This window comes from Streptomyces sp. NPDC048603, from assembly GCF_043199475.1.
In the GTDB taxonomy this organism is placed as follows: domain Bacteria; phylum Actinomycetota; class Actinomycetes; order Streptomycetales; family Streptomycetaceae; genus Streptomyces.
Genome location: NZ_JBICVY010000001.1, coordinates 429,616 through 442,053, shown reverse-complemented (window position 1 = coordinate 442,053; position 12,438 = coordinate 429,616). Strand labels below are relative to the sequence as shown.

The 12,438-nt window shown below is 74.4% G+C and carries 10 protein-coding genes; 3 read left to right on the top strand and 7 right to left on the bottom strand.

The genetic code is table 11. The annotated features are described in order from the left end of the window. Nucleotides 1–7: 7 nt before the first annotated feature. The 5 genes from ACGFQ9_RS02195 to ACGFQ9_RS02175 all read right to left on the bottom strand — a co-directional run bounded on the left by ACGFQ9_RS02195 (nucleotide 8) and on the right by ACGFQ9_RS02175 (nucleotide 6,789). A complete protein-coding gene (locus ACGFQ9_RS02195; RefSeq protein ID WP_393570241.1) occupies nucleotides 8–916 on the bottom strand; it encodes a hypothetical protein in 909 nt (302 codons plus the stop codon). After that, nucleotides 913–1,923, bottom strand: coding sequence for a hypothetical protein (locus ACGFQ9_RS02190; protein WP_393570239.1), 1,011 nt, complete (start codon nucleotides 1,921–1,923; stop codon nucleotides 913–915). Before ACGFQ9_RS02190 ends, ACGFQ9_RS02195 begins: the two co-directional genes overlap by 4 nt. Then, a complete protein-coding gene (locus ACGFQ9_RS02185; RefSeq protein WP_393570237.1) occupies nucleotides 1,920–4,094 on the bottom strand; it encodes a hypothetical protein in 2,175 nt (724 codons plus the stop codon). The genes ACGFQ9_RS02190 and ACGFQ9_RS02185 overlap by 4 nt, the downstream gene beginning before the upstream one ends. A 99-nt stretch (nucleotides 4,095–4,193) precedes the next feature. Next, nucleotides 4,194–6,266: a prolyl oligopeptidase family protein gene (locus ACGFQ9_RS02180; protein WP_393570235.1), complete on the bottom strand. Its 2,073-nt coding sequence runs from the start codon at nucleotides 6,264–6,266 to the stop codon at nucleotides 4,194–4,196. Nucleotides 6,267–6,360: 94 nt separating this feature from the next. Beyond that, nucleotides 6,361–6,789 carry a hypothetical protein gene (locus tag ACGFQ9_RS02175; RefSeq protein WP_393570233.1) on the bottom strand — a complete coding sequence of 143 codons (429 nt, stop codon included), beginning with the start codon at nucleotides 6,787–6,789 and terminating at the stop codon, nucleotides 6,361–6,363. 290 nt (nucleotides 6,790–7,079) lie between these two features. Between ACGFQ9_RS02175 and ACGFQ9_RS02170 the strand changes: the two genes are divergently transcribed. Beyond that, nucleotides 7,080–7,316, top strand: coding sequence for a DUF6213 family protein (locus tag ACGFQ9_RS02170; RefSeq protein ID WP_393570232.1), 237 nt, complete (start codon nucleotides 7,080–7,082; stop codon nucleotides 7,314–7,316). A 69-nt stretch (nucleotides 7,317–7,385) separates the two neighbouring features. Here the strand turns inward: ACGFQ9_RS02170 and ACGFQ9_RS02165 are convergent, their stop codons facing one another. Further along, nucleotides 7,386–8,786 carry an NADP-dependent succinic semialdehyde dehydrogenase gene (locus tag ACGFQ9_RS02165; protein WP_393570230.1) on the bottom strand — a complete coding sequence of 467 codons (1,401 nt, stop codon included), beginning with the start codon at nucleotides 8,784–8,786 and terminating at the stop codon, nucleotides 7,386–7,388. A 419-nt stretch (nucleotides 8,787–9,205) separates the two neighbouring features. Here ACGFQ9_RS02165 and ACGFQ9_RS02160 point away from each other — a divergent pair, with 419 nt between their 5' ends. Both ACGFQ9_RS02160 and ACGFQ9_RS02155 read left to right on the top strand, forming a co-directional pair. Beyond that, on the top strand, nucleotides 9,206–10,954 hold the full coding sequence (locus ACGFQ9_RS02160; protein WP_393570228.1) for an Ig-like domain-containing protein: 1,749 nt from the start codon (nucleotides 9,206–9,208) through the stop codon (nucleotides 10,952–10,954). 208 nt (nucleotides 10,955–11,162) lie between these two features. Beyond that, complete coding sequence (locus ACGFQ9_RS02155; protein ID WP_393570226.1) at nucleotides 11,163–11,870, top strand: HAD family acid phosphatase; 708 nt, start codon at nucleotides 11,163–11,165, stop codon at nucleotides 11,868–11,870. Nucleotides 11,871–11,907: 37 nt separating this feature from the next. On the opposite strand, the gene ACGFQ9_RS02150 is transcribed toward ACGFQ9_RS02155, so the two are convergent. Then, on the bottom strand, nucleotides 11,908–12,207 hold the full coding sequence (locus ACGFQ9_RS02150; protein ID WP_393570790.1) for a cupin: 300 nt from the start codon (nucleotides 12,205–12,207) through the stop codon (nucleotides 11,908–11,910). Nucleotides 12,208–12,438: the final 231 nt, after the last annotated feature.

Here is a 12,438-nt window from a genome sequence, read left to right as displayed (position 1 = left end):
AACACGCTCACCGGAACACGGTCACCGCTGTGACGGCGGCCAGCACCAGCCCGGTCAGCGCCAGGAGCCCGCCGAGCGGATTCTTCAGGCGCCTGAACGCCGCCTGGCCGTTCTCCCGCCGTACGTCGCTGTCCAGTGCTCTGTCCACCCGGCGGCTCAGCGCTTGCAGCGGGGCGAGCGGCCACAACCCGTCCTTGCCGAGCAGCGAGGTCACCACCAGCAGCGGCCGCCCGCCGGCCGTCCGCGGCAGTCCGCCACCGCCCAGGAGGTGTGCCCGCCCGGGGTCGAACATCCCCCGCCCGGTCTGCTCCGTCAGCTCCAGCAGGCTCGCCGCCGCCCTCCGCCGGTTCCCCGGCGTGTCCTGGTCCACCCGGATCAGGTCCGGGCCGTACGGGCCGTACGAGGCGTCCGGAGCGGGAGGCTCGGAGGCGAGAGCGGACACGGCCCGCTCCAGGAGCCCCGCCCACCCGTCCGCGTCCACCGCGAAGCCCGGGGTGCCGGCCGGCCGGCCGTACCCGACCGGCAGCGGCCCGTCCAGCCGACCCAGCAGGAACTCACGGGCGACCGCGAGGAGTTCCTCCGGCGGCAGCGGTCCGGAACCGGTGCCCAGCACCGAGCAGCGGATACCGCGTCCCATGTGGTCGCCCGTGCCCGACCCGTCCCCGCGCAGCCCGGTGAGCAGCAGCAGCCACAGCGGGTCCGCGCCCGGGCGTGCGTCGCCCGCGCAGTACAGCAGCAGCGAGGAGGCGGCGTCGTCGATCAGGTCGTAGACCGGACGTCCCCGGCAGCCCCGCGCCAGCAGCTCCGCGGCCCCCGGTCCGTCCCCGCCCCCGGCGCCCGCCGGCTGCCAGACGTAGTCCTGCTCCGGCAGGTGCCCGCGCGACTCCACGAACCACCGGCCGGGCACCCCGCTCACCGCCCCGCGGCGGCCGGCACGGCCGCCAGATGCGCGTGGTCCTGCAGCACCTGGATCCCCGGCCCCGCGGCCGCGCCGTCGGCGAAACTGCCGATCGCCGCCCGCAGCGCCTCGTCCGTGCTCGACAGCCCGTCCACCATCTCCCGCCACACCCCGCGCCGGTCGCGGTACGTGTTCAGCACGAACCGCAGCGCGTACCGCAGCGGCTGGTCGGTGTGGACCGGCTCGTACGGCGCCCCCGGACGCCGGCTCCGGTAGTGGAACCGCACCCCGCCTTCCGCGTCCTCGGTCACCGAGGAGAACACGATCGACCCGGTGGTCTGCACCGGCACCACCACGCAGCCGACCCGCGGCCGCACCTCGGGGTGCGCCACATGGTCCAGCAGCGGCTTGTACCCGGCCCGGACCCGGTCCAGCAGCAGCCGCGCACCCGCCTCCGTGCCCACGTACTTCTCGCACTTCAGCGGCACGATGATCAGCAGCCGGTTCCGGCCGTCCTCCTGCAGCAGCTCCTTGATCTGCTCGTACATCAGGTGCGGTTCGTTGATCCGCTCGTGGTACAGGCCGTCCTGCTCCATCAGCGCCGCGGTGTCCACCGCCAGAAGGATCACCGGGCTGTTCGCCAGGGCCTGCCGGACCTGCCCGCCCACCGGGTCCCCGTCCCGCCGCCGCAGCAGCCCGCCGGCGTAGTCGGTGAACCGCAGGGTGAACCGCGGCTTCCGGCCCTTGCGGCCCACCGCGATCAGATAGCGGTGCAGACCGGACGCCGCGGTGCCGTCCACACCGTCCCTGACCTGCACCGAACGCGAAAGCGACTTCAGCCGGGCCACCGCGTCCGACAGCCGCACCGCCGTGTCCCCGACCGGCGTCAGCTCCAGGTCCGTGGCCCCGATCAGCCGCGCGTACTGCGCGTACATCGACGCCAGCAGCGAGGTCTTGCCGGCGCCCGACGGCCCCAGCATGCTCACCTCGACCGTGTACTTCTCCGGGGTACCCACCGCGTTCACCACGCCTCCACCAGCGAGCCCAGCGCCCGCACCGCCTCGGACCAGCGCCGCAGGTCAGCGGCGTCCTCCGCGAGAGCGGCGAACCGGCCCGGCCAGATCTCCGCCCGCGCGTCCTGGTAGAACACCAGCCACTCGTCGGCGGCTCCCGCCGCCGTGACCACCCGGTCGTAGAACTCCTCGACGATGGAGAACACCGCCGCGCTCGGCTCGGCCAGCGCCTTGTGCAGCTCGGCCCGGCAGGCGTACAGCGATTCGTCGTAGCAGACCTCGAGCATCTCCCGCACCTGACCGGCCGTGGGCACCGGCCCCTCCGGGAAGCGCATCGCGGGCGTGTCCGCGTGCAGCCCGTCCAGACAGGCCCGCACCCGGTGCTGCAGCATGCCCCGGTACGACAGCCCGAAGCCGGCCAGCAGCCCCAGCGCGTAGCGGATCTCGCTCTCCCCGCGCTCCCGCACCTTCGGGATCCGCCCGGCCAGCGCCTCCAGGAAGGCGGCGCCCTCCGCCTCCGAGAGCGGGCCGAGACCGCCCGGCCCCTTGAGGATGTCCGCGATCCGCCGCTGCATCCCGCCCGTCGTGGAGTGCAGGGCGGTGTCGCACTCCAGGAAGCGGCGCGAGAGCCGGGCCCGCGACTCGTTGAGGTACTTCCCGTACGCGACGCTCAGCCCGTCCTCCGCGTCGGCGCGCACCACGATCTGCTCCACCGTCGGATGCCCCGGATCCCGCTGGGCCGCGTCCAGCACCGCGTCCACCGCGTCGGCCAGCGCCGTGTCCGCGTACTCGCGTTCCTCCCGCAACTCCCGCACGTACGCGGCGAGGGCCGTCGCCAGCCCGGACGACGCCTCCTTGAAGAGGGTGGTGAACGGGAGGAACCACACCTCGCTCGGCTGCGCCAGGTCCGCCAGCCGGCCCGCCTGGACCACCAGGGCGGCCACCCGCCCGCGGAGCTCGGCGAGCCGTTCGGTGCGGGCCGCCAGGTACTGGCCGTCCAGGTCGTCGACGTGCGCCAGCAGGTGGTCCAGAACCCGGTCCATCACCCCGGCCACCTCCTCCGGCCGCGAGCAGTCCGCGATGTGCGCCCCGGCCACCGCGAACCGCGACGCCGGGAGCCACTGCTCCAGCATCCGCTCCGCGTTGGCCGAGTTGTCGCCCTGCGGACCGGTGCACCGGTTGACGATCAGGAAGGAGCACTGCTCCAGCGACACGTCCGGCAGCCCCTCCCGGACGTGGTCGTACAGCCCGTGGTCGTACTCGCCGATGCCGTCGCCCAGCGCGTCCGGACGGCGTACGAACACCACCACGTCGATCTCGTCCTTCAGGGCCGCGACGATGCGCTGCGCGTCCTGCAGGTTGGTGTCTCCGATGCCCGGCAGGTCCACCAGCGCCAGCCCGGTCCAGTCCTGGTGCGCGAAGTGCGTGGTGATCCGTACCTGCCGCACCGCGCGGAAGGCGTGGTACCGCTCCGCGTCCTTCTCGTCCGCCTGGGCCACGAACCGGCGGATCTCCCCGGCGGGAACGGAATGCGGTGAGGCCGCGCGCAGCAGCTCCCGGTACTCGGGCAGCGCGGAGTGGAACTCCGCCAGGTGTCCGTACCGGCTGCCGTCCGTGGCGCTGCCGCCGGGCGGTTCGGCGGGCAGCGGCCCGGCGAACCGGTCGAGGGCGGCGGGCGGGGCTCCCAGCCCCAGCTCCGCGTAATAGGGCGCGATCACGTCGTGCAGGAAGGAACGTTCGCTGTGCAGGAACACCTGCGCCTGGGTGCCGATCCCGTCCTCGTGCCGGATCACGCTGGTCACGCCGGTGCAGAAGGCGCCGTCCCCGGTCGGGATCACCTCTTCCGGCAGCCCCGTCAGGCTCCTGATCATCCGGCTCTTGCCCTGCCGGGCCCGGCCGATCACCCCCACGTTGAGGGTCGGCCGCCGGAACCGGGCGGCCACCGCCTCGATCTCCGCGATCTCCGGCGGGAGTTGCTCCAGCAGCGCCCCCAGCTCCACGCCCAGAGCCGTCAGCCGGCCGTGCGCCTCCTCCGGGACCCGGCCGAGCAGGCCGATCCGGAGTCCCTCCAACTGCCTCAGGTCCTCCAGCAGTTCGGACACCCGGCCACGGGCCGTGTCCAGTTCCCGAGCCTGCCGTTCCCGCCGCTGCCGGATCTCCTCGATCCTGGCCCCACGCGACATGGCACCCCCCTTTCGCTGCCCCCGCGCACCCCTGGCCGAAAACCGTCCGGGGGGCGCGGATACACACGATGGCAGCAATGCCGGGCGGGCGGAGCGGAATCACTCGATTCGAGGCGCGGGGCCGAGGTGCCGCCACAGGAAGGTGTGGGTGAGCGCCTCGTTGAACGCGGCCTGTGCGTGATCGCTCGCCGCCGAGTGGCCGCCCCCGGTGTGCTCGTGGAAGTACACGGGGTGCCCGAGCTCCCGCAGCCGCGCGGCCATCTTCCGGGCGTGACCGGGGTGCACGCGGTCGTCCCGGGTGGAGGTGAGCAGCAGCAGCGGGGGATAGGGGCGGCCCGCCCGGGCCTGGTGGTAGGGGGACAGGGCGGTCAGGTGCGGCAGGTCGGCGGGGTCCTCGGGATCGCCGTACTCGGCGGTCCAGGAGGCCCCGGCGAGCAGGGTGTGGAAGCGCAGCAGGTCCAGTACGGGCACGGCGGCGACGGCCGCGCCGAACAGCTCCGGGTGGCGGACCAGCATCGCGCCGACCAGCAGGCCGCCGTTGCTGCCGCCCTCGATCCCGAGCATCCCCGGCGTGGTGAGCCCGCGCGCCACCAGGTCCCGGGCGACCGCCGCGAAGTCCTGGAAGGAGCGGACCCGGCCGGCGCCGCGCGCGGCCCGGTGCCAGGCCGGGCCGTACTCGCCGCCGCCCCGGATGTTGGCGACCACGTGGGTGCCGCCCCGGGCGAGCCAGGCCCGGCCGGTGACGGGCTGGTAGGCGGGGGTCAGCGAGCACTCGAAGCCGCCGTAGCCGTAGAGCAGCGCGGGGCCGGGGCCGTCCCGGTGCTCCGGGCCGACCACCGAGTACGGGACGCGGGTGCCGTCCTCGGACACCGCGAAGTACTGCCGGACCGACAGCCCGGCGGGGTCGAAGTGGGCGGGGGCCCGCTTGACCACCCGGCGGGCCGGGGCGCCGTTGGTGCCGGTACCGCCGGTGCTGCTTTCGTGGGCCCGGCCGTCGCCGATCTCGCCCGCGTACAGCGTGGCCGGCTGCAGCGGGCCCGTGACGTCGAGGAAGTACGCGTCGTCCGCGTACGGGTCGGTGCCGGTGACGGTGGCGGTGGACAGCGGCGGGACCCCGGCCAGCGGACGCGCGGTCCAGCCGTCCCGGCCGGGGGTGCGCACCTCCAGCCGGGTGGAGACGTCGGCCAGGGTCTCCAGCACGAGATGGCCGCGGGTCGTGCTCCATCCGGTCAGGAAGGTGCGCTCGTCCGGGGTGAACAGCACCGTGGCGTCCCGTCCCCCGGCGATGAACTCCTCCAGGCCGAACGCGAGCAGGGTGCCGGCCGGGTGCCCGAGCCAGGGCTCCCGGGGCGTCACGAGCAGCCACTCCCGGTGGACGTGCTTGTCGGCGTGGCCGGGCACGTCCAGCCGCAGCGGCGTGCCGGATGCGCCCAGCAGGTACAACTCGCTGTTCCAGAAATCGAGATGGCGGACCACGAGGTCCCGCTCGAACCCGGGTGTCGGGTCGTGCCAGCCCGCGGCCGACACGTCCCGGACCGCCGCCTCGAACACGGTCCCGGCCTCGTGCAGCGGGGTGCCCCGGCGCCAGCGGCGCACCGTGCGCGGATAGCCGGAGGCGGTGAGGCTGCCCTCGCCGAAGTCGGTGCCGACGAACACGGTGTCCGCGTCGATCCACCCGATGCCGGTACGGGCCTCGGGCACCCGGAACCCGTCCGCCGTGAAGGAGCGGCCGGCCAGGTCGAACTCCCGGACCGTGACGGCGTCCCCGCCGCCCCGGGACAGCTTCACCAGCGCCCGTCCGTACCCGGGGAACAGCACGTCGGCCCCGGCCCACACCCAGTCCTCGCCCTCCTCGGCGGCCAGTGCGTCGACGTCGAGCAGCACCTCCCAGTCGGGGTCCTGCCGGTCGTACTGCGCCAGGGAGGTACGGCGCCACACGCCCCGCACGCGGTCCCGGTCCTGCCAGAACGAGTACACGTGGGGGCCCCGCCGGCGCACGTACGGGATGCGGCCGGGGTCGTCCAGCACCTCGCGCACCTCGGTGGTCAGCCGGGTGAAGGCCGGCTCCGAGGTGAACGCCGCCGAGGTCTCGGCGTTGCGTTCCCGGACCCAGGCGAGCGCGGCCTCGCCGGTCACGTCTTCCAGCCACAGGTAGGGATCGGTATCGGTCACCACCCGATTGTGCCGCGTCCGCCGGGTCCGGAGGACCGCTCCGGCCGGAACCGGGTCCGTCCCGGCCGGAACAGGGTCCGTCCCGACGGCGGGGTCAGTACCCGCCGTCGCAGTCGAGGCTGGTCGTGGCGGCGTCGACCGCGGAGTCCAGTGACTGGATCTGCGGCTGGAGCTTGTCCAGCGCCTGCTTGCCGGTGGTGTCGCCGGGAAGGGCCGCGAAGGCGGTCTGCAGGTCCGTGGCGGCCTTCTGGACGGCGTCCTTCCTGGCCTGGTCGAACTGGGCCTTGGATTCGGCGACCTCCTTCGCCTCGTCCTGGACGTCGTCGTGCGCCTGCTTGATCTGGTCCTTGGTGGCGGTCGCCGGGTCCAGTGCCTTCAGCTTGGCGTTGTCGGCTTTCAGCTCGCCGAGGTCGGTGCAGAGCTGTTTCCCCGCGTCGTCGGTCGGCTGTGCGGAGGCCGCGCCCCCGGCCGCGAGGACCAGGGCGGCGGCCGCGCTGACGGCCGTGGCCAGAAGTCGCTTCATGTGATTCACCCTTTCGGGAACACCCCCCGCGCTTGAGCCCCCGCCCGCCCCCACCCGATCAAACGTGGCACAGCCACTTCCCGCCCGCATCCGCACCCCGGTACACGCCCGGTACGCACCCCGGACGCACCGTGCCCGCACCACGGGGTTAGGCCCCATCCGGCCGGGTACCCGCGTGGTAACACCCGAACGAGACGAACACGGTGTACGAGACGAACACGATGTGCGAGACGAACAGGATGGACGAGACCAACGAGACATGCCCGCAGGTCACCGGAGGGGGTTCGCCGATGAGTACGTCCCTGTCAGCCATGTCCGCCGCCGACGGCCGGCTCCTGATCCCGGCGGAGGAGGTCACCGGCCTGCTCCGGCGGCTCGGTACGGCGTGGATCCGGTCCGCGGAGGACCCCGAGGGGGACCTCGAGCCCGAGACCGTCCTCGCCCTGGCCGCCGCGCTCTACCAGGTCGCCGACCAGATCGACACGGAGTGCATCGGCTGGCTGCCGGTCCGGTCCGACGGAGAGTGACACCGGGGCCGCGCGGGGGAGTGCCACGCGGCCGGGCGGGGGAGCGGGCCGGGCCGGAAGGGCGCCGGGTCAGGACCTCTCGGCCGCCTGCCACACCGTGGTGATGTTGCAGAACTCGCGGATGCCGTGCCCGGACAGCTCCCGTCCGTACCCGGACCGCTTGACCCCGCCGAACGGCAGCGCCGGGTGCGAGGCCGTCATCCCGTTGACGAAGATGCCGCCCGCCTGAAGGTCCCGGACGAACCGCGCGACGTCCTCCTCGCGCCGCGTCCACACGTTCGAACTCAGGCCGAACGGCGTGTGGTTGGCGCGTTCCACCGCCTCGTCCAGGCCGGCCACCCGGTACAGGGTGGCCACCGGGCCGAAGGTCTCCTCCTGGTCCACGCGCATCACATCGGTGATGTCGGCGAGCACGGTGGGCTCGTAGAACCAGCCGTGCTCCGGCCGCTCCGGGCGGCGGCCCCCGCACATCACGGTCGCGCCGTGCTCCACCGCGTCGTCGACCAGCTCCTCCAGGTCGGTCCGGCCCTTCTCGGTGGCCAGCGGGCCGACTTCGGTGGACTCCTCCATCGGGTCGCCGACGGTGAGGGCCGCCATCCCGGCCGTGAACCGCTCGGCGAACTCGTCGTACACGTCCTCGTGCACGATGAACCGCTTCGCCGCGATGCAGGACTGGCCGTTGTTCTGCACCCGGGCCGTGACGGCGGTCCGGGCCGCGGCGGCCACGTCCGCCGAGGGCATCACGACGTACGGATCACTGCCGCCCAGCTCCAGCACCGTCTTCTTGACCTCGTCGCCCGCGACGGAGGCCACCGCCCGCCCGGCGGGTTCGCTGCCGGTGAGGGTCGCGGCGGCCACCCGCGGGTCCCGCAGCACCCCGGCCACGGCGCCGGACTCGATCAGCAGGGTCTGGAAGCAGCCGCGCGGGTACCCGGCCCGGTGGAACAGCTCGCCCAGGTACAGGGCGGTCTGCGGGACGTTGGAGGCGTGCTTGAGCAGGCCCGTGTTCCCGGCCATCAGCGCCGGCGCGGCGAACCGCACGACCTGCCAGAGCGGGAAGTTCCACGGCATGACGGCGAGCACGGGCCCGAGCGGCCGGTAGTGGGCCCGGACCGCCGAGGCCCCCGAGTCGCGTACGTCGGCCGCTGCGGGCAGTTCGTCGCGCAGCAACTCCTCGGCGTGGGCGGCGTACCAGCGCATCGCCTTGACGCACTTGGCCGCTTCGGCGCGGGCGGACCCGATGGGCTTGCCCATCTCCAGGGTCATCGTCCGGGCGACGTCCTCGATGTCCTCCTCCAGCAGGGCGGCGGCGCGGTTCAGCAGCTCGGCGCGCTCCGCGAAGGAGGTCGTCCGGTACGCGGCGAAGGCGGTCGCGGCGTCGCCCAGGCAGCGCTCGACCACCTCCGGGCCGAAGGGCTCGAAGGTGCGCAGCGTCTGGCCGGTCGCGGGGTTCACAGTGGCGATGGGCATGGCGCTCCTCCTCCGGGCGGGACCCTCCCGACCCTGCCCCGGGGCCGGTCACGGCGCAACGCGGGAAGGGCGGAAGACCCAACGGAGAGCGACCCGTCGGTAATCTTGCAGCTGCAAGGAAATGGTGTAGTTCAGGCCATGGATGCAAGTGGAACCCCCTGCTACAGTCCGCAGGTGCCAACCGAGTGCAGGGCGGCGCGGAGGCCGTTCCATCTCCCCGGCCGCCGCGTCCCCGGCGACCCCATCCCGTTCGCCTTCTCGCTCTCCGTGCCGAACACCGGCGCCGCACCCCGTACCCCGCACCGACTCCGGCACCGGCCCCCGCCTCCGCAGCCGGGCCAGGCCGAGCCGCCCACCGGCGCCCGGCGCTGCGCCCGGACTTCAGGCCCCGGCCCCGTTCCGAAAGGCAACTCCCGCTCGTGAAGAAGAAGTTCAGGCCGCTGCTGCCGGCCGCCGCGGCCGTGTTCCTCGCCGCTGCACTGACGCCCGCGACCGCCGCCGCCGAAGAGGCGGACCAGGCGGCGCCGGCGGAGCCGGCGAGTCCGGCCGTCTCCCCCTGCGGCGCGCACGGTGTCCTCACCGAGGCCGCACCCGCCACACCCACCTGCGCCTACACCGCCACCGGCACCGACGTGTTCACCGTCCCGGACGGGGTTACCGCCGTCACCGTCGCCCTGTACGGGGCCGAGGGCGGCAGCGCGGCCGGCTTCGTCAGCCCCAACCCGCCGAACGAGGGGGCCCCGGGCGGCCTCGGCGGCGAGACCCGCGGCACCCTCGCCGTCACCCCCGGCCAGACCCTCCAGCTCACCGTCGGTGCCGCGGGCATACCCGGCTCCTCCCGGCGCGGTGAGTACGCCCGTCCCGGCGGCTACGGCCACGGCTCGGGCGGCGGCGGGGCGCACGGCGGCGGCGGCTCCGGCGGTGGCGCCACCGACCTCCGCACCGGCGCCTTCGGCCCGTACGAGCGGGTGATGGTCGCGGGCGCCGGCGGCGGAGCGGGCAACGGCGGCCCACTGCTGCGCGGCGGCCACGGCGGCGGTCCGGCCGGCGAGCCCGGCGGCCAGGGCGGCGGTCCCGAGAACTCCGGCTCCGCGGGCGGCGGCGGCACCCAGACCGCGCCCGGTGCCGGCGGTCCCCGCTCCCCCCTGGGCGCGCCCGGGGGCTCCGGCGGCGACATCGACAACTGGTACGGCACCGTCAACCCCGGCAGCGGGGGCGCGGGCGGCAACGGCGCGCGCGGCGGCAACGGCGGTGGCGGTGGTGGCGGCGGCTGGCACGGCGGCGGTGGCGGTTCCGGCGGCGGCAACCCCGACAACCTGTACGGGGCGGGCGGTGGCGGCGGCAGCGGCCATGCGGCCGACTCCGTCCGCGACGCCACCCTGCGGGCGGGCGTGCAGCAGGGCAACGGCAAGGCCGTGATCACCTTCCGCTACGGCAGCACGGTGCGGCTCGCCTCGGACGAGAGCGCCCCCTTGTTCGGCCGCCCCGTCACCCTCACGGCCACCGTCGACGCGGCGAACCCGGCCGCCGGCACCCCGGCCGGCACGGTGGAGTTTCGGGACGGCGAGACCGTGCTGGGCACCGCGACCCTGGAGAACGGCCGGGCCCGGCTGCGTACCGGCACGCTCCAGCCGGGCGCCCACTCCTTCACCGCCCGGTTCTCCGGCGGTGAGGCCCTGGAACCCGCCGTCACCCCCGCCCCCACACAGGTCACGGTCGGCTTCAGCGGCCCGTGCCTGACCGGATCCCACCGGGGCGCACTGACCGTGGGCGCCGGAGAGGCCCTGTGCATCGGTCCCGACGCCACCCAGAGCGGACCGGTCCGGGTCCGGGCGGGCGGCGCCCTGGCGGTCACCGGTGCAGTGGTCACCGGCCCCTTCTCCACGGAGGGCGCCCTCGCCCTGACGGTCTGCGGGACCTCGGTCACCGGGCCGGTGACCGTCGCCGGCACGACCGGACAGGTGCTTGCCGGGAACGGCGGCGACGGTGCCGCGCCCTGCGCCGGGAACACCGTCGTCGGCCCGTTGACCGTGGAGCGGAACACCGGCGGAGTGGAGCTGTCCGGGGCCCGGGTGGACGGTCCGCTGCGCTGCACCGACAACGACCCGGCCCCCCGGCTGGACGGCGTCACGGTCACGGGGCAGCGCACCGGCCAGTGCCAGGACTGATCAGGGGATCCGCGCCCGGGGCGTAGCCGGGAGCCCAACCCCCTTCCCGCGCCGGGCGGTTGCCCGGCGCGGGCCCCTTCGGGGGTTTTGGATCAGGGCTTCACCCGGCGGCAACGAAGAGTTTGCTACCGACCAGTAGACACATGGCTTGATCATGCCCAACCCTGGGCGTGTCCATGCCATCAGCATGCTGATCGAGGAGCCCCCCATGCGCCACCCCGGCATCCGCACGCCCCGTACGCCCCGCCCGTCGCGCGCCGCCGCCACCGCGGCCGCCGCGACGGCGGCCGCCGCCGTTCTCGCCCTGGTCCCGGCGACGACGGCCCAGGCCGCCCCCGCCCCGCAGCGCGCCGAGGCGCCCGCCGCCTCCACCGCGTCCGCCGCCTGGGCCCCCGGTGGCAACGCGGCCATCCTGGGCATCGACTACGGCACCTGGCAGCGCGATGTCGCCACCGTCATCGACGGGGCCCGCCCCTACGTGGAGCAGCGCCTGGCCAACGCCCCGGCCGGGCAGAAGCCGGCGATCGTCCTCGACATCGACAACTCCTCTCTGGAGACGGACTTCCACTACTTCTGGACCTTCCCGACCCCGGCCATCGCCAAGGTCCGCGACCTGGTCCAGTACGCCCACGCCCACGGCGCCGCGATCTTCTTCGTGACCGCCCGCCCCGGCATCATCCAGTCGCTCACCCAGTACAACCTCAAGGCGGTCGGCTACCCGGTCACCGGCCTCTACGTCCGGGACCTGCCCGACCTGTTCGACGAGGTCAGCGCCTACAAGACGGCCAAGCGCGCCGAGATCGAGGCCCGCGGCTACACGATCATCGCCAACATCGGCAACAAGCAGAGCGACCTGGTCGGCGGCCACGCCGAGCGCACCTTCAAGCTCCCGGACTACGACGGCAAGCTGTCGTAACGGCTCCGGGCGGCGGGCGGCCCGGAACGGAACGGGGTCACGGATTGACGGCCGTGAGCAGCAGGGCCGTGTCCGTGACGCCGACCACCGCGTGCCGCCCGTCCGGGAGCAGGAACAGGGCGCCCGCCGGCAGCTCGACCACCGCGTCCTCGGTGGTCACCTGTGCCGTGCCCCGCAGCACCTGCAGTGATGCCGCCGGCGGGCTGCTGTGCTCCCCCAGCCGGGTGCCGGCGGTCAGCGCGATGACCGCCTGCCGCAGCGGGGCGTCCCGCAGCACCAGCAGGGCGCTGCGGCCGTGCTCGTCGGCCCGGGCCGAGGCGAGGTGCTCCTCGGCCAGCCGGTCGAGGTCGACCTTCCGCTCGGTGAGCGGCGTCTGTACGGCGGCCTCGGCCGGCGCTCCGACGGGCGGACGGCGGTGGTCGGCCTGGTCGTCCACGGGTGCGCTCACGGCGCCGCCCTGGGGGAAGTCGTTCATGAGGCGCGGCTGCCCGTGGGGGCGGCCTCCAAACCTGCCCGGCACGCGCACGTCCCGCTCACCCGCCACCAGCCGAGCCCCAAATTCGTGCAC